The organism is Duganella vulcania, assembly GCF_009857655.1.
Classification (GTDB): Bacteria; Pseudomonadota; Gammaproteobacteria; order Burkholderiales; family Burkholderiaceae_D; genus Rugamonas; species Rugamonas vulcania.
On record NZ_WWCX01000014.1, the window covers coordinates 57280 to 81453 of the forward strand.

General features: G+C 65.5%; 24 protein-coding genes. 17 read left to right on the forward strand and 7 right to left on the reverse strand.

The genetic code is table 11. From position 1 onward, the window contains the following. Window positions 1-11 precede the first annotated feature (11 nt). On the forward strand, window positions 12-542 hold the full coding sequence (locus GTP90_RS11420; RefSeq protein ID WP_161083636.1) for a gamma carbonic anhydrase family protein: 531 nt from the start codon (window positions 12-14) through the stop codon (window positions 540-542). A gap of 5 nt (window positions 543-547) precedes the next feature. Here the strand turns inward: GTP90_RS11420 and GTP90_RS11425 are convergent, their stop codons facing one another. Both GTP90_RS11425 and GTP90_RS11430 read right to left on the reverse strand, forming a co-directional pair. After that, window positions 548-1015, reverse strand: coding sequence for a hypothetical protein (locus GTP90_RS11425; RefSeq protein ID WP_161083637.1), 468 nt, complete (start codon window positions 1013-1015; stop codon window positions 548-550). Between the two features lie 22 nt (window positions 1016-1037). After that, window positions 1038-2105 (reverse strand): extracellular catalytic domain type 2 short-chain-length polyhydroxyalkanoate depolymerase, encoded by a 1068-nt coding sequence (locus GTP90_RS11430; RefSeq protein WP_161083638.1) that lies wholly within the window; start codon window positions 2103-2105, stop codon window positions 1038-1040. A gap of 240 nt (window positions 2106-2345) precedes the next feature. On the opposite strand from GTP90_RS11430, the gene GTP90_RS11435 reads away from it, so the two are divergent. From GTP90_RS11435 to GTP90_RS11455, 5 genes are all read left to right on the forward strand, one after another. Beyond that, a complete protein-coding gene (locus GTP90_RS11435) occupies window positions 2346-4646 on the forward strand; it encodes a TonB-dependent receptor domain-containing protein (RefSeq protein WP_161083639.1) in 2301 nt (766 codons plus the stop codon). A 9-nt stretch (window positions 4647-4655) separates the two neighbouring features. Then, on the forward strand, window positions 4656-5828 hold the full coding sequence (locus tag GTP90_RS11440) for a hemin-degrading factor (RefSeq protein WP_161083640.1): 1173 nt from the start codon (window positions 4656-4658) through the stop codon (window positions 5826-5828). 57 nt (window positions 5829-5885) lie between these two features. Next, window positions 5886-6638, forward strand: coding sequence for a DUF4440 domain-containing protein (locus GTP90_RS11445; RefSeq protein ID WP_161083641.1), 753 nt, complete (start codon window positions 5886-5888; stop codon window positions 6636-6638). Window positions 6639-6750: 112 nt separating this feature from the next. Further along, window positions 6751-8037 (forward strand): methanethiol oxidase, encoded by a 1287-nt coding sequence (gene mtoX, locus GTP90_RS11450; RefSeq protein WP_161083642.1) that lies wholly within the window; start codon window positions 6751-6753, stop codon window positions 8035-8037. Next, window positions 8018-8761: an SCO family protein gene (locus GTP90_RS11455; protein ID WP_161083643.1), complete on the forward strand. Its 744-nt coding sequence runs from the start codon at window positions 8018-8020 to the stop codon at window positions 8759-8761. The genes mtoX and GTP90_RS11455 overlap by 20 nt, the downstream gene beginning before the upstream one ends. Here the strand turns inward: GTP90_RS11455 and GTP90_RS11460 are convergent. Further along, window positions 8755-9531 carry a MipA/OmpV family protein gene (locus GTP90_RS11460; protein ID WP_161083644.1) on the reverse strand — a complete coding sequence of 259 codons (777 nt, stop codon included), beginning with the start codon at window positions 9529-9531 and terminating at the stop codon, window positions 8755-8757. The two genes, GTP90_RS11455 and GTP90_RS11460, sit on opposite strands and share 7 nt — an antisense overlap. 158 nt (window positions 9532-9689) lie before the next feature. On the opposite strand from GTP90_RS11460, the gene GTP90_RS11465 reads away from it, so the two are divergent. Beyond that, a complete protein-coding gene (locus tag GTP90_RS11465; RefSeq protein ID WP_161083645.1) occupies window positions 9690-10382 on the forward strand; it encodes a response regulator in 693 nt (230 codons plus the stop codon). Continuing rightward, window positions 10379-11797 (forward strand): ATP-binding protein, encoded by a 1419-nt coding sequence (locus GTP90_RS11470; RefSeq protein ID WP_371875044.1) that lies wholly within the window; start codon window positions 10379-10381, stop codon window positions 11795-11797. Before GTP90_RS11465 ends, GTP90_RS11470 begins: the two co-directional genes overlap by 4 nt. Before the next feature lie 69 nt (window positions 11798-11866). Here GTP90_RS11470 and GTP90_RS11475 read toward each other — a convergent pair whose 3' ends face one another. Together GTP90_RS11475 and GTP90_RS11480 are read right to left on the reverse strand one after the other, a co-directional pair. Further along, entirely contained in the window at window positions 11867-13036 is a 1170-nt protein-coding gene (locus GTP90_RS11475) for a glycerophosphodiester phosphodiesterase (RefSeq protein WP_161083646.1), read from the reverse strand. Next, on the reverse strand, window positions 13036-15477 hold the full coding sequence (locus tag GTP90_RS11480; RefSeq protein WP_254451827.1) for a TonB-dependent receptor: 2442 nt from the start codon (window positions 15475-15477) through the stop codon (window positions 13036-13038). Before GTP90_RS11480 ends, GTP90_RS11475 begins: the two co-directional genes overlap by 1 nt. A gap of 73 nt (window positions 15478-15550) precedes the next feature. On the opposite strand from GTP90_RS11480, the gene GTP90_RS11485 reads away from it, so the two are divergent. Genes GTP90_RS11485 through GTP90_RS11495 form a run of 3 tightly spaced genes read left to right on the forward strand, consistent with a single transcriptional unit; the run spans window position 15551 to window position 16977 of the window. After that, the gene (locus tag GTP90_RS11485) at window positions 15551-15865 is read left to right on the forward strand and encodes a hypothetical protein (protein WP_161083647.1); all 315 of its coding nucleotides are present in this window, start codon (window positions 15551-15553) and stop codon (window positions 15863-15865) included. Window positions 15866-15920: 55 nt separating this feature from the next. Beyond that, window positions 15921-16496 carry a GNAT family N-acetyltransferase gene (locus GTP90_RS11490; RefSeq protein WP_161083648.1) on the forward strand — a complete coding sequence of 192 codons (576 nt, stop codon included), beginning with the start codon at window positions 15921-15923 and terminating at the stop codon, window positions 16494-16496. Beyond that, window positions 16489-16977, forward strand: coding sequence for an MgtC/SapB family protein (locus tag GTP90_RS11495; protein WP_161083649.1), 489 nt, complete (start codon window positions 16489-16491; stop codon window positions 16975-16977). The genes GTP90_RS11490 and GTP90_RS11495 overlap by 8 nt, the downstream gene beginning before the upstream one ends. Before the next feature lie 63 nt (window positions 16978-17040). On the opposite strand, the gene hslO is transcribed toward GTP90_RS11495, so the two are convergent. Continuing rightward, entirely contained in the window at window positions 17041-18000 is a 960-nt protein-coding gene (gene hslO, locus GTP90_RS11500) for an Hsp33 family molecular chaperone HslO (protein ID WP_161083650.1), read from the reverse strand. A 3-nt stretch (window positions 18001-18003) separates the two neighbouring features. Further along, a complete protein-coding gene (locus tag GTP90_RS11505) occupies window positions 18004-18528 on the reverse strand; it encodes a gamma carbonic anhydrase family protein (protein WP_161083651.1) in 525 nt (174 codons plus the stop codon). Window positions 18529-18684: 156 nt separating this feature from the next. Between GTP90_RS11505 and GTP90_RS11510 the strand changes: the two genes are divergently transcribed. The 6 genes from GTP90_RS11510 to GTP90_RS11535 all read left to right on the forward strand — a co-directional run bounded on the left by GTP90_RS11510 (window position 18685) and on the right by GTP90_RS11535 (window position 24170). After that, on the forward strand, window positions 18685-19569 hold the full coding sequence (locus tag GTP90_RS11510; RefSeq protein ID WP_161083652.1) for an alpha/beta fold hydrolase: 885 nt from the start codon (window positions 18685-18687) through the stop codon (window positions 19567-19569). A gap of 251 nt (window positions 19570-19820) precedes the next feature. Further along, window positions 19821-20861 carry a threonine ammonia-lyase gene (locus tag GTP90_RS11515; RefSeq protein WP_161083653.1) on the forward strand — a complete coding sequence of 347 codons (1041 nt, stop codon included), beginning with the start codon at window positions 19821-19823 and terminating at the stop codon, window positions 20859-20861. A gap of 29 nt (window positions 20862-20890) precedes the next feature. After that, window positions 20891-21724 (forward strand): 3',5'-nucleoside bisphosphate phosphatase, encoded by an 834-nt coding sequence (locus GTP90_RS11520; RefSeq protein WP_161083654.1) that lies wholly within the window; start codon window positions 20891-20893, stop codon window positions 21722-21724. A gap of 110 nt (window positions 21725-21834) precedes the next feature. Further along, on the forward strand, window positions 21835-22719 hold the full coding sequence (gene htpX, locus GTP90_RS11525) for a protease HtpX (protein ID WP_161083655.1): 885 nt from the start codon (window positions 21835-21837) through the stop codon (window positions 22717-22719). 43 nt (window positions 22720-22762) lie between these two features. Next, window positions 22763-23386, forward strand: coding sequence for an L-threonylcarbamoyladenylate synthase (locus tag GTP90_RS11530; RefSeq protein ID WP_161083656.1), 624 nt, complete (start codon window positions 22763-22765; stop codon window positions 23384-23386). 106 nt (window positions 23387-23492) lie between these two features. Then, entirely contained in the window at window positions 23493-24170 is a 678-nt protein-coding gene (locus GTP90_RS11535; RefSeq protein ID WP_161083657.1) for a site-2 protease family protein, read from the forward strand. The last annotated feature ends 4 nt before the right edge of the window (window positions 24171-24174 follow it).

The following is a 24174-nucleotide window of genomic DNA, read 5'->3' on the forward strand; positions in this document are numbered from 1 at the left end:
ACCACGAAACCATGCCTATCTCCAGCTACCTCAACACCAGCCCCTACTTCGGCGAGAACATCTACCTGCACGCTTCCGCGCAAGTGATCGGCGACGTGCGCGTCGGCCGCGACAGCTCGATCTGGTGCAACACCGTGCTGCGCGGCGACGTCAACCGCATCGTTGTCGGCGAGTGCAGCAACGTGCAGGACTTCGCGATGTGCCACGTCTCGCACAAGCACCCTGGCAAGCCCGAGGGCTCGCCGCTGATCATCGGCGACTACGTCACCATCGGCCACTCGGTGCTGCTGCACGGCTGCACCATCGGCAACGAATGCCTGATCGGCATGGGCACCATCGTCATGGACGACGTCGTCGTGCAGGACCGCGTGATGGTCGGCGCCGGCAGCCTGGTCCCGCCGGGCAAGGTGCTGGAGAGCGGCCACCTGTACGTTGGCCGCCCGGCGCAGAAGGTGAGGGCGCTCACCGCCGAGGAGATCGCCTACCTGAAGTACTCGGCGGAGCACTACGTGCGCGTCAAAAACAACTACCTGGCGGGTTGACCGCCCTATAGTTTCTGGCTGGCCCAATAGCCGAAGTCGACGTCGATGTTTTCCAGCAGCGCCACGAAGTCGGTGGCCTGGCTGGTCATCAGGTCGGCCGATTGCGAGATCAGGTTACCCTGCTTCTCCAGCAGCTTGGACATGGTGTTGGCTTGCCGTAGCTGCGCGTAGTCCTCGGCCAGGATGGCAAAGCCCTTGCGCCAGTTCTGGTTCTGCAGCTGCAGCCGCTGCGCTATGGCCGCCTGCATCTGCGTCAACTCGCTCCACACCGACGGATCCCACAGGCGCGCCGCCAGCGCCATCGACAGGGCGCCATTGTTCATCAGGTGGCTGGTGTCCTTCTGGATCAGCCTTTGCGCGGTCATCGCGTGCGCCAGTGGCGCTACCGTGCCGGTGGCAAACGCGGCGGATTCGGCCACGACGTTCTCGTTCTGGATCGGATTCAAGCTGACAGTGGCGGGAAATTTGTTCATTACGTTCTCCATGAATGCGCGCTCAGGCGCAAAGTCGGTCCAGCATTTTGTGGATGGCCTTGATCTGCACCGCCTCGCGCGAATAGTAGGGCGACTCGGCGTACCGGGTGCTGTATCCCCACCAGTCCCAGCAGCCGTCCGGGTTCTGGATCTCGCCGTTGTCCGTGCCTTCGGCCTGCGGATACAGCACGATGATGTCGTTGCTCTCGGCGATGTGGTTGTAGCCGGTGGTGGTGAAGTAGCGGTTGCCGTACGGTGGCTGGTTGGCGATGTCCGCGCGGCCGTTGACGTAGTCGGTGTAGTTGTAGCCCTGCTTGCAGCCGTGCAGGGCGATGTGCACGCGCGGCTCGGCCACTTCGCCCGCCAGCACCCTCGACGGAATGTAGGCGTAGCCGAACTTGCTCATGCTGGCCCACGGCGCGTCGTCGCCCAAGAATTCGGTCTGGTCGAAACACTGCAGCTGGCCGGTGAGCTGCTCGGCGGGTGGCTTCAGCGGGCCGTAGATGTGGCGCAGGATGTCGTGCGATTGCATGAAGCCGCCGTTGTTGATGTACGGCGGCTGGTTGGTCGCCAGCGCCGAGTCTTCCGGGTTGTCGGTGATGATGCTGTGGCCGGCGGGGATGTTGTCGTGATAGGCGATGTTCTCACGCTTCACGCCCAGCATCTCGTAGAACTCGCGGGTGCGCAGCACCACGTCGGAATACACCACATCGTCCTCGCTGCCGGTGAAGATGTAGAGCCGGTCGTCGGCCAGGTTGGCGACGTCGTCGATCAGGCCGGCCTGGGCCGTGTCGCGCGCCATGTTCACCAGCCGCTGCGCATCCGGGCTGGTGGCCGGTATCAGCGGGTTCATGCAGATGTACAGCGAGTTCTCGATGCGGGAATCCTGCGGCGTCACCATGCCGCCGGCCTGGTAGGTCTCGGCGCAGCGGAACGGCCCGCCGGCAATGATGCCGGCCCCCGCGAAACTGGCCGAGCGCGCCAGGTGCAGCTGCACGGTCATGAAGGCGCCGGACGAAAGCCCGGAGATGGAATTTTTCTGCTTCGACGCCGCATACGATCCGAGTTGAACAATCTTGCCATTGGCCATCGTGGACCTCCTGTTTGAGCTGGGGATGAATTTTCCGGGGGGAATTGGCTGGAAGCGGTATTCTGCGGGCGCCTCGCGCAAGGCCCTTGAGCTTTATCAAGCTAAGCGAAGAACAATTCGATGCAAGAAAAATAATTACTCTCATAGACTTGTAAATGAGAATCATTATTGTTAAGATGCGGTTTTGCCAGCAATCGCCGTAGGTCCGAGAGCCAGCCGTCACCCCACTCCTGGAACTCTATGGCCGCTACCACTTCGGGCGCCCGGCATACGGCCGCGCCTTTCACTCTTCATGCCGTCACGCTGGCGGTGCTCACCTCGCTGTTGCCGGCCCACGCCGCCGACGCGCCCGCCACACCCGCGCTGGGCGAGATCCTGGTCAAGGCCAAACGCGACGACAGCGGCAACACCCGCAACGGCGCCACCACCGTCATCGACGCCGAGCAGATCGGCAAGAACAACGCCATCGACCTGGCCAACATCGCCCGCTATTCGCCGCTGGTCAGCGTGCCGTCCGCCGCCAGCGGCTCCGGCAATATCTGGGATGGCGCCGGCAATACCGGTATCAACATCCGTGGCGCCGAAGGCAACCGCGTCAGCCTGCAACTGGACGGCATCGCGCTGCCCGACGCCGCGCCCAAGCCGGACGCCAACTCCACCAACGCCTTCGGCATCGGCCGCGACTACTTCGATCCCGAAACCTTCCGCGAAGTGCGCATCGGCTCCGGCACCAGTCCAGCCGGCGCCGGCACGCCGGGCATCGGCGGCGCGGTCTCGTTCATCACCAAGACGCCGGAAGAGTACCTGACCACCCGCAAGCTCTACGCCGACTACAAGTTCGGCTACACCTCCGACCACGCGCAGCGCATGCATGCGGTGACTGCCGCCGCCCAGCTCAGCGATGATCTGCAAGGCCTGATCGTCGGCGTGCACCGCGACGGCGAGCAAGGCAAGAGCAAGGGCGGCACGCCGCAGAACCCGGACGACTGGAGCTCCGACGCCGTGCTGGCCAAGCTGAACTGGACGCTGACGCGCGACCAGAAGCTCAACTTCACCGTCGACAATTACAAGGCCCAGCACGACCTGGTGTTCGCCAACAAGCTGGCCGCGTCCTACCCGGAAGGCGCGACGCAGGATGCGCGCACCGAGCGCACCCGCTACAGCATCGAACACCATTACACGCCGGGCGCCGGCCTGCTGTTCGACACGCTGGACACCCGCGCCTACACGCAGAACGCGTCGGTGGTGGACCAGACCCGCGCCAGCTACATCACCGGCGGCCAGCCCTACCTGCGCAACATCTCGACCGGCTTCTACAACAACAGCAAGGGCCTGGCGCTGGACGCGACCAAACAGCTCGATCCGCAGACCATGCTGAGCTACGGCGTCAGCTACGAGCAGCAGGAGTCGCGCCGTCCATGGCTGGAGGACCGCACGGTGATCAAGACCGGCGCGCACCAGGTCACCATGAAGAACCGCATGGCCGACATGGACACCGACAAGCTGGCCGCCTACCTGCGCGGCGAGTTCGGCTTCACGCTGCTGGGCCACCAGGCCACGCTGACGCCGGGCCTGCGCGCCGAACGCCGCAAGCTGACGCCGAAGAACCTGGCGGCCTACCTGATCGCCGTGCCCAGCGCGGCGAAGGAAATCCGCGAGGAGACCGATTCCTTCCTCGCGCCCAGCCTGAACCTGTCGGTCGAACTGGCGCCCGGCTTCAGCACGTACGCGCAGTACAGCCGGGGCACGCGCTTGCCCACGGCGGCCGAACGCACCGGCACCTACGATTCGTTCAGCTACACGGCGACCGGCAACGCCTACGCCGTCCTGGGCAATCCGAACCTGCAAAAGGAAACCAGCAACGCGTTTGAAATCGGCGTGAAGGGCGCGCCGGCCAACGGCGTGGAACTGAGCGCGTCGGCGTTCTACACCCGCTACAGCAACCTGATCGAATACGCCGCGCAGCCGCTGGACCCGGTCAACTATCCGACCATCACCTTCGGCCTGTATCGTCCGGAGAACGTCGGCAAGGCCAACACCAAGGGCATCGAAGTCAGCAGCCGCTTCCTGCTGGGCCAGTGGGCCGAGGCAATGAAGGGCTACAGCGTGGCGCTGGCCGGCGGCATCTCGCAGGGCACGGCGGAGAACCGCCTGACCGGCAAGCAGGCCGACCTGCCGTCGATCCAGCCCTACAAGGCCAACGCGACCTTTGCTTATGACGATCCGGCCTTGCGCGGCGGCGCGGCCTTCGTGGTCAGCACCGTGCGCGGCAAGAAGGCGGCCGACGATGTGATCTCCGACACCAGCGCCGCGCGCTTCGCCGTGCCAGGTTCGACGGTGATGGATGTCACCGCCTACTGGAACATCGGCAAGCATGCCGTGCTCAACGCCGGCATCTACAACCTCGGCGACAAGAAGTACTGGGACTACGCCTCGGCGCGCAGCCTGCCGGCCGGCACCACCGCCGCGACCCTGGCCGATATCGAACGCTATGTCCGTCCGGGCCGCAACTACGCGGTCAACCTCAAAGTGATCTACTAAGGAGTTCATATGAAAGCTCATCACCGTTTTGCCTTGGCGCTGACCGGCGCCCTGATGCTGGCCAATCTGCCGGCCCACGCCGCCAGCCTGTCCGAGCGCTACGACGCGCTGCGCGCCGAACAACCCAGGTTGCAACTGCGCGACGCCGCCAAAACGCTCAATGTCTCCGAAGCCGAGCTGCTGGCCACCGGCATCGGCAAGACCGTCACCCGCCTGAAGGAAGGCGAGAACGTGCCGCGCGAAATCATGCGCCGCGCGCTGGACCTGGGCACCGTGCTGGCGCTGACCCGCAACGACAACGGCGTGCTGGAACGCACCGGCGTCGCCACGCGCCTGAAGCCGCAGGAAGAAATCACCGGGCTCGACGCCGACAAGGAAAAGGAACGCGAAGCCCGCCTGCGCAACATCGCCGGCGGCTACCTCGGCGGCGAGATCGACCTGCGTTTCACTTTCAAGAACTGGAAGTATGCGTTCGCCGTGGTCCAGCCGGGCAAGGATGGCGCGCTCACGCGCAGCCTGCAATTCTTCGACACGCACGGCAACGCCGCCCACAAGATCTACGTGAAGAGCGATGCCGGCGTGCCGGTGTTCGACAAACTGGTGGCCGAGTTCCGCAACCCCGTGCAAAGCGCCGAACTGAAGGTGGCGGCCATGCCGGCCAAGACCGCCGAGAAACCGGACAGCGCCATCGACGTCAAGGAATTGCAGCTGGCCTGGAACGAGCTGAGCGACGTGCACCAGTTCAACCGCCTGCTGACCGAGTTCGGCGTGTCGCGCGAGCAGGCGATGCGGCTGGCCCCGGCCGGCGCCGTGCAGCGCATCACGCCGCTGGCTGTGCGCCAGCTGCTGGAGGAATCGGCTAAACAAAAACTGGACATCATGGCCTTCCTCGGCAACGAGTCGACCATCCAGATCTATAGCGGCAAGGTCGGCAAGGTGCAGGAGGCGGGCGGCTGGTTCAATGTGCTGGACCCGGACTTCAACCTGCACCTGCGCGACAACGCCTTCAACAGCGGCTACGTCATCAAGCGCGCCGGCGTGACGTCGGTGGAATTCTTCGACAAGAACGGCGAGCTGGTGGTGAGTTTCTTCGGCGTGCGTGAGCGGAACAAGCCGCAGCCGCAAAGCTGGGTCGACATGACGGCCGCGCTGCCCAAGCCCGATACCATAGCGCGCCGCTGATTGCTTTAATATCAATGTTTCGCTATGCTGGGGCCCTTATTGAAAAGGGAGAGCTCCATGTGGACCCATGTATCGAGCATAGAAACCAGCGCCTCGCCGGCGGAGGTGTGGGCAAAGTTTGCGGACGTCGCCGGCTGGAAGCGCTGGAACGCCGGCATCGTTAACATCGAGCTGCACGGCCCCTTCGCCGAAGGCACGCGTTTCACGATGCAGGTGCCGGGCGGCGACACCTTCGTCAGCACCTTGCGGGCCGTGCGCGAGAATGAAGAGTTCACCGACGAAACCGTCATCGACGACAACCGCGTGCTGGTGTTCCACCGCATCGAAGCCTTGCCGTCCGGCGGCAGCCGCATCAGCTACAGCACCGAGATCACGGGGCCGCAGGAAGCCGAGTTCGGCCCGATGGTGGTGGGCGACTTCCCCGACGTGCTGGCCGCGCTGAAGCGCCACCTGGAAATCCCCGCCGCCGAGGAGCGCTTGCGGCTGGCGATGCAGGCCTCGGACGTGCAGGAACTGGACCGGATCCTGGCCGATGACCTGCTGTTCACCAACCACATGGGCCATATCGTCAGCAAGGCGCAGGACCTGGAGCTGCACCGGTCCGGCACGATGCGTTTCCGCAGCGTCGAGACGGTCGAACTGCAAGTGCTGGGCAACGCCGCGCTGCCGATGACGTCGATCTGCGTCAAGCTCGACGGCTCGTATGGCGGGCAGAATTTCGAAGCCCTGCTGCGCTTCACCCGCATCTGGCGGCAGGCGGACGACGGGCAGTGGCAATTGGTGGTGGTCCACAGCAGTCCGGTGCATTAATTTGCAGAGTTAAGGCCGCCTGTTGTTTTTCGTTCGCGTGAAAAGTATCGGTTGATTTTTCAAGCTATCGATGCCAAATTGTATAGATTGACAAATACGCACGGAGCGCGAAATGAAATTTCTGCCTGTCGCAAGTTTGTGCTTGTCGGTGTTGCTGGCCTGTCCGGCCGGCGCCGACGAGACCTGCAATTCTCCCTACATGGCCAACCTGATCAAGGGCCAGGAAGACTATGTCCATGTCTGGACGCTGGGCATCAAGGGCATCGGCGACGGCCGGGACAAGCTCGTCACCATCGACGTCAATCCGGCCTCGCCCAAGTACGGCAAGGTGATCCACGCGCTGTCGGTGCAAGGGCACGGCGACGCGCACCACTTCGGCTTCACCGAGGACCGCAAATACCTGTGGGCCGGGCGCCTGGAGGACAGCAAGATCTTCGTGTTCGATGTCGGCACCGATCCGGCCCATCCCAAGCTGGTCAAGACCATCGACAACGTGGCCGCCAAGACCGGCTTTGTCGGCCCGCACACCTTCTACGCGCTGCCGGGCCGGATGCTGGTCGGCTTCCTGTCCAACCCGCGCGACAAGGGCGGCGCCACCGGCATCGCGGTGTACAACAACAAGGGCGACGTGGTGGCCAGCTATCCCAACCCGACCGGCAAGATCGGCGACGTGCAGGGTGACGGCTATGGCTACGACGTGGCGATCAATCCCGCCCGCAACGCCATGCTCACCTCCAGCTTCACCGGCTACGACAACTACCGCACCGACCTGGACAAGCTGATCAAGGATCCGGCGGCCATGCAAAAATTCGGCAACACCATGGTGCTGTGGGATTTCAAGGCCATGCAGCCGCTGCAGATATTCAGCACGCCGGGCGCGCCGCTGGAGGTGCGCTGGTCGCAGTCTCCCGGCGACAACTGGGCGATCACGGCCACCGCGCTGACCTCCAGGCTGTGGCTGGTCCGGCCTGACGCCAACGGCCGCTGGCAGGCGCGCGACGTCGGACCGATCGGCGACCCGGCCAGCACGCCGCTGCCGGTCGACATGTCGATCCGGGCCGACGGCAAGGGCCTGTGGGTCAACACCTTCATGGACGGCAAGACGCGGCTGTTCGACCTGAGCAATCCGGAGGCGCCGCGCCAGGTCTATGAAAAGGTCACGGGCAAGCACGTCAACATGATCAGCCAGAGCTGGGACGGCAAGCGCCTGTACATCACCACCAGCCTGCTGGAACACTGGGACCTGGGCAACGACGACCACTTCATCAAGCTCTACACCTGGGACGGCCACGAGCTGAGCGAACAATGGAAGATCGACTTCTACAAGGAGAAACTGGGCCGTCCGCACCACATGAAGTTCAGCGCGAAGCCGGCTCCCAATGTGGCGTCATTGCACTGACCGCTGGCCGCTGCTGCCGGTCCTGCTCGTGTTCCTGCTGTTGAGCGGAACGGAGAACGTGCCGATAGCAGGCGCTGCGCCACAGCCGGCGCCGGCGCGGCTGATCGTGCCGGCGGCGGGCAGTTACCGCCTGCCTGTCATACAGCCCGGCCCGCGCGGCATGGTGCTCGACAGCGACGGCCGCGACATGCCGCTGGAACGCTACACCACCGGCCGCGTCACGCTGCTCAGCTTCATGTACACGTATTGCACCGACGCGACCGCTTGTCCGGCGCTGTTCTCCACGTTGAACGCCTTGCGCGAACGGCTGCTCAACGCACCCGCGCTGGCGCACCGCGTGCGCCTGGTCAGCATGTCGTTCGACCCGGTCAACGATACGCCCGAGGCCATGAAGAACTATGGCGGCGCGCTGGCGCAGCCCAGCCAGTCGCTGCGCTGGCATTTCCTGACATCGCGCTCGGTGGAACGCTTGCAGCCCATCCTCGATGAGTTGGGACAAAGCACCTCGGTCCAGCTCGACAAGCAGGGCAGGCCGACGCGCCTGTACTACCACCAGGTCAAGCTGTTCCTGTTCGACCAGCGGGGACGGGTGCGCGAGATCTACAGTCCGGCCTTCCTGCAGCCGGAGCTGATCTACCGCGATATCCAGACCCTGCTGCTTGAAGCCGACACGGCGCAAACCCACGCCGCCGCGCCGGCCGACCGGCGCCGCCAGGCTCAGTAGGCGTAGCTGACGTAGACCGCGCCGGTGGGGCTGGTCTTGCGCTGGGTGAGGGGGCTGCGCGACGCGTCGCGCAGCAGGTGGTTGGCGCCCAGCATCGCGGTCACGCCCCATTTCTGGTCGATCTTGTGCTGCCAGGTCAGCATCAGGCCCGCCTCGTACAGGCCGGACTTGGCCTGGTAGGCCTTGAACTGCGACGCGGCCGCCTGCTGGGCCGTGACGCCGTAATAGGTCTGCGCATATTTGTTGTCGGCAAAGCCCACCGTCGCGCCCAGCGAAACCTGGTCGTTGGGCGCGTCGAGCAGCTGGGCCGTCACACCGGCGCGGTAGGTCTTGCCGTTCTCGCGCTGCGACAGCGGGAGCTCCGCGCCGACGTTGAACTCCAGCATGGACAGCGGCTTGTAGCCCAGGCTCAGGTTGGCGGTGGCGCTGCCCTTGACGTCGCCCATGCCTTTCAGTTCCGCGCTGCCGGTGTTGCCGAAGATGCCCTTCTCGTTCTTTTCCTTGCGCTCGCCCCGATAGCCCAGTGCCGCGCTATAGGTCAGCGGGCCTTGCTGGCCGCCGTAGCCGATGCCGCGCAGGGTGCTGGCGAAGAAGCCGCTGGCGTGGCTGTAGTCCAGCAGCACCACCGGCGCCACGGTGTTCTGCTTCGATCCCGAGTAGCGCGCACCGGCCGCCACGCCACCGCCGAGGGTGAACTGGCTATCGTCGGCCGCCAGGGCCAGGGAAGGGAGCAGCAGGCAAGCCGCGATGGAGATCAGGCGTAAATTCATGGTCTATTCCGTTCAGTAGGAGGACCGGCGCCCCAATGGCCCGGTCAACTGCATGCAGTATGGATAACTGCCATGAAGGCAATCTGAGCCTTTGATGAAGAAAACATGAAGACGGCATCTTTAGCTCATCTTCAGATTGGAATGGTCTAATATCGCTCATGAAAATCCTGTTGATAGAAGACGACCTCGACCTGGGCAATGGCGTGCGCATCGCGCTGTCGGAACAGGGCATGGAGGTGGTGTGGGTGCGCACCCTGGACGACGCCACGCGCAGCCTGGCGCGCGACGGCTGCGACCTGGTGTTGCTCGACCTGGGCCTGCCCGACGGCGACGGCCTGACCCTGCTGGGCCAGCTGCGCCGCAACAAGGTGCCGGGCGACAGCGGCGGCCTGCCGGTGCTGATCCTCAGCGCGCGCGACACGCTGGACGACCGCCTGTCCGGCCTGGACGGCGGCGCCGACGACTACCTGGTCAAGCCCTTCGTGCTGGCCGAGCTGCTGTCGCGGGTACGGGCGCTGGCGCGGCGCAGCTACGGCTTCGACGGCGAGACCATCGAGGTGCGCGGCCTGGTGCTGCACGCGCCGACCCGCCGCGTCAGCGTGGCCGGCCGCACGGTGGAGCTGACGGCCAGCGAATATGCGCTGCTCAAGATGCTGCTGATGCGTACCGACCGCGTGCTGACCCGGCGCGTGCTGGAGGAGCAGACCCTGCCCGGCAGCCAGACCAACGCCAGCAACACGCTGGACGTCCACATGGCCAACCTGCGCCGCAAGATCGGCGAAGGCTACATCCGCACCGTGCGCGGCATCGGCTACGTGATCGACCTGCAAGCGCCGGGCGGTGCCGCGTGAGCTGGCTGCGGCGCCTGTGGCGCGAAGTCGCCGAGCCGACCCTGGCGCGGCGGCTGATGCTGGTGCAGGTGGCGCTGGTGTTGGTGATGTGGGGCGGCGTGATCGCCATCATCGTCCACAACGGCGGCGACAGTTCCGGTTACCTGAACTCGGCCAGGAACTTCGAAGCGGTCATCAGCGTGGCCGACAACCTGGCCGACCAGCCCGCGCGCCTGCGGCAGAGCCTGATCGTCATCGACAGCGCGCTGCGCGACGATTTCGAGACCAGCGATCTCGGTGAGCTCGGGCCGATCCTGCTGGTGTGGCAGGGCGGGCGGCTGGTCTACCACTCGAAAGGCGCCCCGCCGGACCTGCGCGCCGGCGCCGTCAACGGCATGGAAACCCTGTACATCCGCGACAAGCGCTACCGCGCGCGCACCGTGCGCTCGCCCACCAGCGATACGCAGGTGATGATGGCGGGGCCGGTAGGCTTCCTGAAAGTGTTCTTGACAATCAACTCACGCGGCTACTTCCTGCTGCCGCTGGTGATCAGCCTGCCGTTGCTGCCCTTGCCGGCGTGGTGGTCGATCCGGCTCGCCATGCGGCCGTGGCGGCGGGTGGCGCAGGAGGTGGCCGCGCGCGGCCCGCAGGACCTGACGCCGCTGACCTTCCGGCCGCCGCACCGCGAGCTGGCGGCGATGGTCGACAGCGTCAACGCCTTGCTGCTGCGGGTGAGCCAGAGCGCGCTGCGCGAACGCAGCTTCATCGCCGACGCCGCGCACGAGCTGCGTACGCCGCTGGCGGCCATGCGCGTCAACGCCGAGGCCTTGCAGGGACAGGCCAACGGGCCGGTGCAACGCGAGCTGTTGAACGGCATCCTCAGCAGCGGCAACCGCGCCGGGCGGCTGGTGGGCCAGCTGCTGCAACTGATGCGCAGCGACGCCACCAGCAGCGAGCCGCACGCGCCGCTGGCGCTGGACGCCTTGCTGCAGGACCGGCTGGCGGCGCTGTCGGGGCTGGCCTCGCGCAACGGCGTGGAGCTGGAACTGGCCGCGACCGAGCCGGTGCGCATCATGGGGCAGCGCGAGAGCCTGGTGTCGCTGGTGGACAATCTGGTGGAGAACGCCATCAAGTACAGCCCGCCGCATGGCGTGGTGCGGGTCGGCCTGGCCGGTGTGGCGGGGAGGGCGGTGCTGACGGTGGAGGACCAGGGGCCGGGCATCGCGCCCGAGTTGCGCGAGCGCGTGTTCGACCGCTTCTTCCGCGATCCGCAGCAGACCAAGAGCGGCAGCGGACTGGGCCTGGCGATCGCCGCTTCGGCGGCGGCCAGCCATGGCGGAAGCATCGCGCTGAGCGACGCGCAGGGCGGCGGCCTGCTGGCCACCGTCGTGCTGCCGCTGGCTGTCATTCCCGCGCAGGCGGGAATCCATACATAAGCGGTAGTCCCGCGACAGCATGCGTGGCATGCACACTGCGTATGGATGCCCGCTTGCGCGGCAAGGACGCTAGGCCAGCGCAGCCCGGCCCAGCGCCGGGTCGTCGGTGAAGAAGCCGTCCATGCCGGTGGCGATGTAGCGCTTGATTTCAGCGATCGAGCCGGCCTCGTTGCGCGCGGCGTCGCCGGCGCTGTTGCGGAAGTCCGCCGCCAGGAAATGGTTCTCCGGACGGAAGGTCCACGGCTCCACCCGCAGGCCCGCCTTGTGCGCGTCATCCACCAGCGAACTCGGCTGGTCCAGGCTGCCATCCTTCTTCAGCGGAATCAGCGAGCGCGTCGGCGGCGCCACCACGTCGGCGTACTGCGCGATGTCGCGCAGGCCGGCCGGCGTGCACATCTGCGCGAAGGTCAGCGTGCCGCCGGCCTTGGCCACGTCCATCGGCCGCACGTTTTCGCCGATCACCAGCTGCATCAGGCGCAGGTTGGCGCGCTGGCCCAGCTTGCCGCGCATGTACTTCAGGTTGGCCACTTCGAACGATTGGATCTCGACCGGGTTGCGGCGCGTGTAGTCGTGCGCGGCCAGGATGGACAGGAAGCGGTCCTCCAGCGGCAGGCCGACGCTGGCGAAATAGGTCGAGTGCTTGAGCTCCGGCACCAGGCCGATGATGCGCCCGCGCGCGGCCGCCTCGGCCGCCGTGAAGTCGATGATCTCCTCGAACGTCAGCACCTGGAACATGCCGTTGTACTGCGCGCTGGCCTGGCGGTATTGCGGCAGGCGCTCCACCGCGCGCAGCGTCTTCAGCTCGGCCAGCGTGAAGTCGTCGACGAACCAGCCTTCGTGGGTTTCGCCGTCGATGGTCTTGCGCGTCTTGCGGCTGGCGAACTCGGGATGGTTGGCGACGTCGGTGGTCTCGCTGAGGAAGGCTTCGTGGCGCGCCACCAGCACGCCGTCCTTGGTGCTGCACAGGTCCGGCTCGATGTAGTCGGCGCCGTCGGCGATGGCCTTGGCGTACGAGCCCAGCGTGTGCTCGGGCCGCAGCGCGCTGGCGCCGCGGTGGCCGAACACCAGCGGCGTCTTCGGACCGGCGCCGACCGGGCCGACGCCCGGCAGGCCGGACAGGTCGGGCGTGGCGGCCGCCAGCACCGGGCCGGGCAGGATCAGCGCCGAGGCCGTGGCGGCAGCGGCGGTCTGGATAAAGCCGCGCCGGGACAGGCGCTTGGGCAGATAAAGATTGCTCATCAGAAGTCAGCCATCAAAGTCAGGAAGCCCTGGCGTGGTGCGATCGGATAGGTATTGTACGTTCCGCTGGCCGCGCCGACCACCACGTTCAGGCTGCCTTCGCGGTTGGCCAGGTTGCTGACGTTGAGGCGATAGCGCGCGTTCTTGATCCAGCTGTTGTTCAACATCGGCAGCTTGCCCGACACGCCCAGGCTCATCAGGAAGTAGCTCGGCACGTCCAGGTCGTTGGTGTAGGTGGCGTAGCGCTTGCCGACGTAGTCGCCGATCAGCTGGAACTCGGTGTCGGCCACGGTCATCGTGGCGACGAACTTGTTCATCCACTCAGGGCTGCCCGGCACCGACTTGCCGGAGGTCGGCACCACGTCCTTGCCGTTGTTGTAGTTGTCCGAATAGGTCGAGCGGTTGAACGACAGCGCGTCGTAGAACGAGAACATGCGGCCGAAGTGCAGCGTGCCGGAAATGTCGATGCCGTCGGTCTTGACGCCGCCGACGTTGGCCAGCACCGGATTGCCGCCGATGATGGAGGTGATCACCGGCGTCGGGCTGATGGTCAGCAGGCGGTCCTTGAAGTCCACGTGGTAGATGTTGACCTGGCCGTCGATGGCCTTCAGTGGACCGAGGTCCAGCTGGTGGCTGGTGCGCAGGCCCAGTTCGTAGGTGATCGAGGTCTCGGGCTTGGCGCTGCTCTTGAACAGGTCGAACGCGGCCTGGCTCGCCAGGCTCCACGGCGAGGCGCCGCCACCGCCGTAGGTGACGAACTGGCGCATGTTCTTCTGCACGTTGACGAACATCTGGTCCTGCGGCGTGATGTCCCAGCGCGCGCCCAGCTGCGGCAGGAACCATTTCTTGGTGATGATCTCGCCCACCGGCAGCGCCAGCGAACCGTTGGCGATGGCGCCCTTGGCCGGCTGCACCGGGAACTGGCCGTCGGCAAATTGCAGGCTGGACTTGAAGCCGGCCTGCACCGCCAGGTCGCTGCGCACGCGCCACTCGTCCTGCAGGTGGAGCTGGGCGACCTTGTTGTCGATCTCGCTGCCGTACTGCGTGATCAGCGGATTGCTTGGACGGTCGTATGGCGAGCTCGGGTTGTTGACGTCCAGCGCGTACCAGCGGCGGTAGGCCGACGAGCGGTTATGTTCCAGCCACAGGCCGCCTTGCAGCTTGTGGTTGCCGAACTCGCTGGTCAGCGTCGACAGCCAGCCATTGCGGTTGATCGCGTATTCGGTGGTGCGGGTGGCGTAGCCGGAGTTGCCGAACACCTGCTTGAGGTTCTGGCCGGGGAAGTAGACCGCGAACAGGCCGGGCAGGCCGGCCACGCCGATCGGGCCGGCCACCACGCCGACGCCGTCGTCGTTGTGGTAGTAGATCTGGTTGGACCAGGTGGTCGACTCGTTGAGGTTCAGGTCGTACTTGGCGTAGGTCAGGTAGTCCTTGCGCTGGGCGTCGCTGTAATAGTTGCGGTAGTTGTTGCCCTCGGCCGCAGGCGTGGCGCCGGCCGGCGACAGGTAGGCCAGCGCGGCCTTGAAGTCCGGGTAGGTGAACGGACGGGTGTAGGGCTGGAACTTCTCGCTGGCCGAGCGCACGGTGGCGTCTTCGTTCGGCTCGATCTTGTCCGAATAGTTGAAGTACAGCGTCAGCTTGCCGGCGTTGCCCTGGTTGATGTACTTGGCGTTGATCTGGTCGCCGCCCTGGCGGCCGTTGAAGTCCCAGGCCTTCTGCTCGTGGTGGATGGCCGAGATGTAGGCGCTGTTGCCGTTGCCGAAGTCGCCCGTGTCGTAGCGCAGGAAGGTGCGCGAGGTGCTGTGGCTGCCGACGGTCTGCTGCACGGCCAGGTTGCGGCTGCGCTGCGGATCGCTGGAGTAGGTCTCGATGGTGCCGCCCAGGTTGCTGGTGGACGCGGTCGACAGGTCGCCGGCGCCGGACGACAGGATCACGCTGCCCACGTTCTCGCTGATGACGGCACGCTGTGGCGACAGGCCGTTGTAGTTGCCGTACTGCTGGTCGCCGAGCGGCACGCCGTCCATGGTGTAGCCCAGTTGCTGGCCGCTGAAGCCGTGCACGAACAGCGACAGGTTTTGTTCATTGTTGCCCCAAGGGTCGGCGGTCTGGAAGCTCACGCCCGGCAGGGTCTCCAGCGCCTTCAGGGGATTAATCCCGGGCAGGATCTTCTGCATATCGCCCTTGGTCAGCGCGACCGAGGAGCGGGTCTTGCGGGTGGCGATTTCAATCGTGGCGACTGGCGCGGCAGCGGCCGCCTCGGCTTCCGTGGCGTGTCCGGCGGCTGCGGCGGGCGCATCGGCGGCCATGTCGGCAACGGCGGCGGCGACATTGGCGGCCATCGCCAGCATAGGGAAGCTCAGCGCGGCGAAGCACACTGCGGATAATTTCTTGTTCATGATCAGCCTTGGATACCAGTTGGAGGAAATGTAAACTTTGCGCATGATAGGCACCGAGTGTTACCGGGTGATGACGCCGTGCGCTACACTGCTGGCTGGAAATAACGAGAGGATCGCGATGCGCAAACTTTGGATGCTGGCGCTGGCCCTGCCACTGGGCGGTTGCTACACGGTGAATCAAGCGGGGCTGGGCAACTTCATCACGCAGACGGTACAGCCGGGCATGCCGCTCGAGCAGGCGCTGGTGCGCATGCGTGCTGAAGGCTTCTACTGCAACACCAGCATGGCCGGCACGGTAACGATCTGCACCCGCAACCAGGAGCGCCTGCTGCGCGGCTCATGCGTGGAGCGGGTCGACCTGGTGCGCAGCGCCACCTCGACGCAAACGCTGGGCAAGATCGACGTCATGGAAACCCGTTGCGCAAAACTATGATGGGGTCAAGTCTGGCATTCGGACACGGCCTCTGCCGTAGCGGGTTGGTGCCTGCATGACTTCGCCGATCCAGGTCGCGGAGATGACTACCGGCCGCCTGCTGCTCAAGCCCCCTGGCGCTGCCGACAGCGCCAGGCTTCTCGCATATCGCGAACGGAACCGCGCCCATCTTGAACCATGGGAGCCCAAGCGCACCGGGCAGTTCTACACCTTGCAGGCGGTTGAGGAACAGCTCGGCCGGATGGAACGGCTGGCCGAGGAAGAATCGGCGCTGTTCTGGCTGCTGCAATTTCCCGATAGCGATGAAGTGGTCGGCGAGTGCGCCTTCACCAATATCGTCCGGGGACCGTTCCAGGCGTGCCACCTTGGCTTCTCGCTGGACAGCCGGCACACGGGCAAGGGCCTGATGCACGAGGCTCTGACGGCGGCGATTGCGCACATGTTTGAAGTGTACGGCCTGCATCGCATCATGGCCAACCACCAGCCCTCCAACACCAGCAGCGAGAAGCTGCTGCGCCGGCTGGGTTTCGAGCGCGAGGGCCTGGCCAGAAAGTACCTGAAGATAAACGGACGCTGGGCCGACCATGTGCTCACGTCCCTGATTAACCCTGTGGAAGCAAAAGATGATTGATTACTGGGATATCGCGGGCCGCCTCGTGATCGCGCTGCTGTTCGGCTGCATCATCGGCATCGAACGCAATCTGCACGGCAAGCCCACCGGCATGAACACGCTGGGCCTGGTCGCGATGGGCGCGGCGCTGGTGACGATGGCCGGCATGGAGTTCGCCCCGCTCGATGGCGCCTACAGCCACGATGCGCTGAGCCGCGCGATTCAGGGCGTGGTGACGGGCATCGGTTTTCTTGGCGCCGGCGTCATCGTGCTCAACAACCAGTCTTCCAAGGTGAAGGGGCTGACCACGGCCGCCTCGATCTGGATGACGGCGGGCATCGGCATCGTCTGCGGCATGGGGGCGTGGCGGATCGCCGGCATCGGCCTGGTGCTGGTGCTGCTGCTGTTCCTGGTCGGCCATCCGCTGGAGCGCATGCTGCACCGGCGCTGGCTGGGCAAGAGCGAGAACGAGCGGGCCGACATCAATCTGCACGACGACTAGGTCGCAAAAAAAACGCGCCGGACTTGAACGTCGGGCGCGTTTTTTTATGATGCAGACGGTGGCTTAGTGCTTGACTTCACCCGCCGGTATCAGCGCTTCGACCGGCGCGTCGCTGGCGAACAGCTGCGCGCAGTCGACCTTGTCATAGTCGTAGCGCTGGCCGCAGAAGTCGCAGTTGACGCCGACGTGGCCTTGCTCTTCCAGCACGCTGTCGACCTCGGCGCGGCCCAGCATCTTCAGCATGTTGCCGACCTTCTCGCGCGTGCAGGTGCAGTGGAAGGCCGGATGCAGCGGGTCGAACACGCGGATGGTCTCTTCCCAGAACAGGCGCTGCATCAGCACGTCGATGGTGGTCGACAGCAGTTCCTCTTCCTTCAAGGTCGAGCCGAGGATCACGGCGCGGTTCCAGGTTTCCAGCGCTTCGTCCTCGGTCAGCGGCGCCGCTTCGGTCTTGCCGCCGTTGTAGGGCAGCTTCTGCAGCAGCAGGCCGCGCGAGACGTTGTCGTCCGCCGCCAGCCACAGCTTGGTGTCCAGCTGTTCCGAACGCAGCATATAGTTTTCAATGACGGTGCCGACATCGTCGCCATCCAGCGGCACGATGCCCTGGTACGGCTGCTGGCCCGGCATCTTGTCGGCCGGATCGAGCGTGATGATGAAGCGGCCCTTGCCGTGCGCGTTCAGCAGCGCCGGCAGCTTGGCGTCGTCCGCGATCACCGCTTCGGGATCGATCTTGGCGGTGGCGCGCAGATGCAGGTCGGCGTCGCACTCGACCACCAACAGGCGCACCGGACCGTCGCCATGGATCTGCATGATGATCGAGCCGTTGAACTTCAGGTTGGCGGACAGCAGCGCTGCGGCCGCCACCATCTCGCCCAGCAGTTTCTTGACCGGGGCAGGGTAGGCGTGGCGCGACAGCACCTCGCGCCAGGTGGCGGAAATATCGATGAACTCGCCACGCACGGCGGCGTTGTCGAAGATGAATTTCTGCAGGGTGTCCTGGCCGATGATGGGGGTAATGCTCATGTGTTATCCAATCTTTTTGAGTTGCGTCTTGAACAGTTGGCCGCGCTTGACGTAGCTGTCGGCGCTGGCGAGCAGGCGCGCGGCGTCCTCGTCGGTCAGCGTGCGCACGGCCTTGGCCGGCGAGCCGATGATCAGCGAGTTGTCCGGGAATTCCTTGCCCTCGGTGACCAGCGCGCCGGCGCCGACCAGGCAGCCCTTGCCGATCCTGGCGCCGTTGAGGATCACGGCCTGGATGCCGATCAGGGCGCCGTCGCCGATGGTGCAGCCGTGCAGCATGGCCTGGTGGCCGATGGTGACATTCTTGCCCACCGTGAGCGGATAGCCCATGTCGGTGTGCATGACGGTGCCTTCCTGGACATTGCTGTTTTCGCCGATGGTGATGCGTTCGTTATCGCCGCGCAGCGTCGCACCGAACCACACCGACGTGTTGGCGCGCAGGCTGACTTTGCCGATCACTGTGGCAGTGTCGGCAACAAATGACGATGCATCGATCTCGGGCGCATGGTCGCCCAGTTGATATATAGACATTGGAAACCTCAGGTTGAGTGCTGAATACAGCGCTGATGAGCGGTGGGATGGCGCTATTTTACGCTTGAGCGGCTATCGAACGGTCGTGCTATTATTTTACTTCATCGCCAGCAAGCAACCGATATTGCGGCGGCTCACGCAATTTCAAGGACCACCATGACCTTCACTTCGTCCCGTTCCGAGTTCCTGACCATCCGCGGCCTGCGCTGCCACGTGCGCCACTGGGGGCGGGAGGGCGCGCCCAAGATCTTCATGCTGCACGGCTGGATGGACGTGGGCGCCTCGTTCCAGTTCGTGGTGGACGCCCTGCAGGGCGACTGGCACGTGATCGCCCCGGACTGGCGCGGCTTCGGCCTGTCGCAGCGCTGCGGCACCGACACCTACTGGTTCCCCGACTACCTGGCCGACCTGGACGCCATCCTGCGCCACTATTCGCCGGAGGAGGCGGTCAACCTGCTGGGCCACAGCATGGGCGGCAACGTGGTCGGCATCTACGCCGGCGCGCGGCCGGAGCGCATCCGCAAGCTGATCAACCTGGAAGGCGGCGGCCTGCGCTCGAGCAAGCCGGAGCAGGCGCCCGGCCGCTACGCCAAGTGGATGGACGCGCTGCTGGAGCAGCCGGAACTGCGCAACTATCCGACGCAGGCCGCCGTCGCGGCGCGGCTGCAAAAGACCAATCCGCGCCTCAGCGACGAGCGCGCCGCCTTCCTGGCGCAGCACTGGTCGGCGCAGAACGATGCAGGCGAGTGGGAGATCCTGGGAGATCCCGCCCATAAGCAGCCGGGCCCGCTGCCTTACCACGTCGAGGACATCATGGCGTGCTGGAGTGCGATCAGCGCGCCGGTGCTGTGGGTGGAGGCGGACCAGACCAATATGTGGACCTGGATGGGCGGCGAGCAGGAAGGGCGTGCCGAGCTGGTGCGCCGCCTCGGCTATTTGCGCGACGTTGAGTGCAAGGTGCTGGCCGATGCGGGACACATGCTGCATCACGACCAGCCGGAGGAACTGGCCCACCTGATCGAGGCTTTCCTGCGGCGCTGACACGAAAAGCTTGCCAAGCCTTTGCGGTTTTGGCATGATTGAACGCATGAACTCCCATCCGACCATCCAGCCAACCCGCCGCCACGTCGCTACCGACGCTGGTGCCGCCGCGTTGGCCGGTCGGAACCTGTCCGCCGTCTCCATTATTCGAATTATTCAGGGTCGCTGAGCTGCGGCTGCGCCGGTGCTCGGCGCCCCCAGACTCCACGCGGCCATGCCGCATTCCCTCGAATATTTTATGGAGCTGCACCATGACACCATCCTATCCCTCGCTGGCCGAAGTCCGCGATACCGCCCGCCGCCTGCATGGCAAGATCCTTGAAACGCCGGTGTGGCGCTGGCAGACCGGCGTGGCCGAAGAACAGTTCGCCGGCGGCGAGGTCTGGCTCAAGCTGGAACTGTTCCAGAAGACCGGTACCTTCAAGCTGCGCGGCGCCCTCAATTGCATCGAAGCGCTGGACGAGGCGGCGCGGCGGCGCGGCATCGTCGCCGTCAGCGCCGGTAACCATGCGATCGCCGCAGCCTACGCCGCCCGGCTGGCCGGGTGCGGCGCCAAGGTGGTGATGCCGCGGCACGCCAGCCCGGCCCGCATCGCCGCCTGCCGCGAGTTGGGCGCCGAAGTGCTGCTGATGCCCGACGTACACCAGGCTTTCGCGCGCGGCCGCGAGATCGAGCGCGACGAAATGCGCACCATGCTGCATCCCTACGAAGGGCCGCTGACCGCGCAAGGCACGGCGACGGTCGGCCTGGAGTTGATGGCGCAGGTGCCGCAACTGGACGCGGTGGTGGTGCCGGTGGGCGGAGGCGGCCTGTGCGCGGGCATCGCCGCCGCCGTCAAGCAGATCAACCCGGCCTGCGCGGTGTACGGCGCGGAGCCGTTCGGCGCCGACGCGCTGTACCGCAGCTTCGCCTCGGGCCAGCCGGAAGCGCTGGAGCGGGTCGATACCGTGGCCGACAGCCTGGGCGCGCCGTACGCGATGCCCTACAGCTTCGGCGTGTGCCGCCGCTTCGTCGACGAGGTGGTGCGGGTGACGGACGACGAGATCTGCCTGGCGATGCTGAACCTGTTCCGCGACGCCAAGCTGGTGGCGGAACCGGCCGCTGCCGTGGCGACCGCCGCGCTGTTCGGGCCGCTGCGCGAGCGGCTGGCGGGCAAGCGCGTGGGCGTGCTGGTGTGCGGCTCGAACATCGATCCGGTGCGCTTCGCCGAGCTGCTGGCGCGCGGTGCGCGCGTGCGCGGCGCGGGTCTTGATACAGCCATGGATGGACTTTGCCCAGGCAGCGTACAATGAAGTCTTCATTGCCGTAAATATTGAGCCATATGTTGAAAGTCGATCTGCACTGCCATTCCAACGTTTCCGACGGCGTCCTCGCGCCGGCCGCCGTGGCGCGGCACGCGCGCAAGGCGGGCGTGGAGGTGTGGGCGCTGACCGACCACGACGAAGTGGGCGGCATCCCCGCCGCCCGCGCCGCCGCGCAGGAGCAGGGCATGCGTTTCGTGACCGGGGTCGAGATTTCGATCACCTGGGCCAACGAAACCGTGCACATCGTCGGCCTGCAGATCGATGAGAACAATGCCGGCCTGGTCAATGGCCTGGCCTGCACCCGCTCCGGCCGCGACAACCGTGGCCGCGAGATCGCCAACCAGCTGGCCAAGGTCGGCATCGAGGGCGCCTACGAGGGGGCGCTCAAGTACGTGGGCAATCCCGACCTGATGTCGCGCACGCACTTTGCGCGCTACCTGGTGGAAATCGGCGTGTGCGCCAATATCCCCGAGGTGTTCAAGAAATACCTGTCCGAAGGCAAGCCGGGCTACGTGGCGCATTGCTGGGCCACGCTGGCCGATTCGGTCAACTGGATACGCGGCGCCGGCGGCATCGCCGTGATCGCCCATCCGGGCCGCTACAAGTTCAGCCAGCTGGCGCAGGGGCAATTGTTCGACGAGTTCAAGCAGCTCGGCGGCGCGGCGATCGAGGTGGTCACCGGCAGCCACACGCCGGAGCAATACCCGGTCTACGCGCAGCTGGCCAACAGCTACGGCTTCCTGGCCTCGCGCGGGACCGATTTTCACGCGCCGGGCGAGTCCCGCGTCGACTTCGCGCTGCTGCCGCCGCTGCCGGCCAATGTTACCCCGGTCTGGCACGACTGGTTCTGATCGGTAATTTACCGCGCCGATTACCGGCGCGTTGCAAGAGCTTGTATCTTGAATTCGCACGGTCACACCTTAATGTTTGGACATACTGCTGTCCGTAACGGAGTCCTCCAATGAAACGCATCGTCCTGTTTATCGCCACCAACCTCGCCGTGATGCTGGTGCTGTCCATCGTCCTGTCGCTGCTGGGCATCGGCCGTCCGGGGTCGGGCAACACGCTGCAACTGGGCAGCCTGCTGGCGTTCTCGCTGGTGGTCGGCTTTACCGGCGCGATCTTTTCCCTGTTGATCAGCAAGCCGATGGCCAAGTGGTCGACCGGCGCCCGCGTGATCGAGACGCCGTCGTCCTCGACCGAGCTGTGGCTGGTCAACACCGTCAAGGCGCTGTCCGAGCGCGCCGGCATCGCCATGCCGGAAGTGGCGGTCTACGACGGCGAGCCGAACGCCTTCGCCACCGGCGCCTTCAAGAATTCGGCGCTGGTGGCGGTCTCGACCGGCCTGCTGGCGAACATGAACCGCGACGAGGTGGAAGCCGTGCTGGGCCACGAAGTCGCCCACGTCGCCAACGGCGACATGGTGACCATGACCCTGATCCAGGGCGTGGTCAACACCTTCGTGGTGTTCCTGGCGCGGGTGGTGGGCTTCTTCGTCGACAACGTACTGCTGAAGAATAACGACAGCGAACGGCGCGGCCCCGGCATCGGCTACATGGTCACGGTGTTTGTGTGCGAGATCATCTTCGGCCTGGCCGCCTCGCTGATCGTGGCCTGGTTCTCGCGCCAGCGCGAGTTCCGCGCCGACGCCGGTTCCGCCAAGCTGCTGGGCAGCAGCGTGCCGATGCAGCACGCGCTGGCCCGCCTGAACGGCATGGAGCCGGGCGCCTTGCCGCAGTCGATCGCGGCAAGCGGCATCACCGCAGCCGGTGGCTGGACCGCGTTGTTTTCCACCCATCCACCTTTCGAGCAGCGTATTGCGGCCTTGCGTAGCGTACAATCTTAACCGTGATTAACAGCGGCCGGGACCATGCACCGGCAGCGCCCATATGAGTCAATTTTTCCAGGTCCATCCCGTCAATCCGCAGCCGCGCCTGATCAAGCAGGCGGCGCAGATCGTGCACGACGGCGGCATCGTCGCCGTGCCGACGGATTCCTGTTACGCCCTGGTCTGCCATCTGGACGACAAGGCGGCGGTCGAGCGCCTGCGGCGCATTCGCGGCATCGATGAAAAACACCACCTGACGCTGCTGTGCCGCGACCTGAGCGAGATCGGTGTGTACGCGCGGGTCGACAACCGCCAGTTCCGCCTGCTCAAGGCGGCCACGCCGGGCCCGTTCACCTTCATCCTGGAAGCGACCAAGTGCGTGCCGCGCCGGCTCAGCCATCCGTCGCGCAAGACCATCGGCCTGCGCGTGCCGGAGGACGCCATCGTCCACGCGCTGCTGGAAGAGCTGCATCAGCCGCTGCTGGGCACCACGCTGATCATGCCGGGCGAGGAGGACGCGCTGAACGACGCCGACGCCATCTGCGAGCGGCTGGGCAAGCAGATCGAGCTGGTCATCGACGGCGGCGCCTGCAGCCTGGAGCCGACCACGGTGATCGACCTCAGCGGTCCGGGCGCCGAGCTGGTGCGCCAGGGCAGGGGCGACGCGGCCATGTTCGGCCTGTAAGCCCGGCCTAAGCCTGGGCTGTCAATGTCAGGCTTTTAACTGGGCAAGCGCGCCGGCCCTCGACGGCGCAGCAAGAGCACGCTCCGGCCTCTGGTAAAATCCCCCCATGAACGAAACCGATAGTATTATCCAGACCATTGCGGTCTACCTGATCCCTGTTCTTTTTGCAATTTCCCTGCATGAAGCCGCACACGGATACGTCGCCCGTTATTTTGGCGACCCCACCGCAGCCAACGAAGGCCGCCTGAGTCTCAATCCGCTGCGCCACATCGACCCGTTCGGCACGGTGATCCTGCCGCTGATCCTGAGCCTGCTGCACCTGCCCGCGCTCGGCTACGCCAAGCCGGTGCCGGTCGACTACGGCCGCCTGCGCAATCCGAAAAAGCAAATGGCCCTGGTGGCGGCGGCCGGCCCGGCTGCCAACTTCGCCATGGGCCTGGGCTGGATGGCGCTGTGGGTGGTGTTGACCTATGCGCTGGGCATCCCTCAGGACGACTTCTTCATCGAGATGAGCAAGGCTGGCATCGGCGTCAACTCCGCCATGTGCGTCTTTAACCTGATACCCCTGCCGCCGCTGGATGGCGGCCGCATCGTCACCGGCATCCTGCCGCTGCCGCTGGCGCGCAAGTACGCGCAAATCGAGCGCTATGGCATGTACGTATTCATCGGCCTGATCCTGATGATGCAATTCGGCCTGCTGACCGGCTTCCTGATCGGCGGTATGCACATTTTGCAGAGCATGTTTCATGTGCTGTTGTACCCCCTTATTTTCCTTCTGAGCTGAGCGA

Coding starts and splice junctions, on each gene's coding strand:
- GTP90_RS11420 (WP_161083636.1), top strand. CDS start 12: ATGCCTATCTCCAGCTACCTCAACACCAGCCCCTACTTCGGCGAGAAC.
- GTP90_RS11425 (WP_161083637.1), bottom strand. CDS start 1,015: ATGAACAAATTTCCCGCCACTGTCAGCTTGAATCCGATCCAGAACGAG.
- GTP90_RS11430 (WP_161083638.1), bottom strand. CDS start 2,105: ATGGCCAATGGCAAGATTGTTCAACTCGGATCGTATGCGGCGTCGAAG.
- GTP90_RS11435 (WP_161083639.1), top strand. CDS start 2,346: ATGGCCGCTACCACTTCGGGCGCCCGGCATACGGCCGCGCCTTTCACT.
- GTP90_RS11440 (WP_161083640.1), top strand. CDS start 4,656: ATGAAAGCTCATCACCGTTTTGCCTTGGCGCTGACCGGCGCCCTGATG.
- GTP90_RS11445 (WP_161083641.1), top strand. CDS start 5,886: ATGTGGACCCATGTATCGAGCATAGAAACCAGCGCCTCGCCGGCGGAG.
- mtoX (WP_161083642.1), top strand. CDS start 6,751: ATGAAATTTCTGCCTGTCGCAAGTTTGTGCTTGTCGGTGTTGCTGGCC.
- GTP90_RS11455 (WP_161083643.1), top strand. CDS start 8,018: ATGTGGCGTCATTGCACTGACCGCTGGCCGCTGCTGCCGGTCCTGCTC.
- GTP90_RS11460 (WP_161083644.1), bottom strand. CDS start 9,531: ATGAATTTACGCCTGATCTCCATCGCGGCTTGCCTGCTGCTCCCTTCC.
- GTP90_RS11465 (WP_161083645.1), top strand. CDS start 9,690: ATGAAAATCCTGTTGATAGAAGACGACCTCGACCTGGGCAATGGCGTG.
- GTP90_RS11475 (WP_161083646.1), bottom strand. CDS start 13,036: ATGAGCAATCTTTATCTGCCCAAGCGCCTGTCCCGGCGCGGCTTTATC.
- GTP90_RS11480 (WP_254451827.1), bottom strand. CDS start 15,477: ATGCGCAAAGTTTACATTTCCTCCAACTGGTATCCAAGGCTGATCATG.
- GTP90_RS11485 (WP_161083647.1), top strand. CDS start 15,551: ATGCGCAAACTTTGGATGCTGGCGCTGGCCCTGCCACTGGGCGGTTGC.
- GTP90_RS11490 (WP_161083648.1), top strand. CDS start 15,921: ATGACTTCGCCGATCCAGGTCGCGGAGATGACTACCGGCCGCCTGCTG.
- GTP90_RS11495 (WP_161083649.1), top strand. CDS start 16,489: ATGATTGATTACTGGGATATCGCGGGCCGCCTCGTGATCGCGCTGCTG.
- hslO (WP_161083650.1), bottom strand. CDS start 18,000: ATGAGCATTACCCCCATCATCGGCCAGGACACCCTGCAGAAATTCATC.
- GTP90_RS11505 (WP_161083651.1), bottom strand. CDS start 18,528: ATGTCTATATATCAACTGGGCGACCATGCGCCCGAGATCGATGCATCG.
- GTP90_RS11510 (WP_161083652.1), top strand. CDS start 18,685: ATGACCTTCACTTCGTCCCGTTCCGAGTTCCTGACCATCCGCGGCCTG.
- GTP90_RS11515 (WP_161083653.1), top strand. CDS start 19,821: ATGACACCATCCTATCCCTCGCTGGCCGAAGTCCGCGATACCGCCCGC.
- GTP90_RS11520 (WP_161083654.1), top strand. CDS start 20,891: ATGTTGAAAGTCGATCTGCACTGCCATTCCAACGTTTCCGACGGCGTC.
- htpX (WP_161083655.1), top strand. CDS start 21,835: ATGAAACGCATCGTCCTGTTTATCGCCACCAACCTCGCCGTGATGCTG.
- GTP90_RS11530 (WP_161083656.1), top strand. CDS start 22,763: ATGAGTCAATTTTTCCAGGTCCATCCCGTCAATCCGCAGCCGCGCCTG.
- GTP90_RS11535 (WP_161083657.1), top strand. CDS start 23,493: ATGAACGAAACCGATAGTATTATCCAGACCATTGCGGTCTACCTGATC.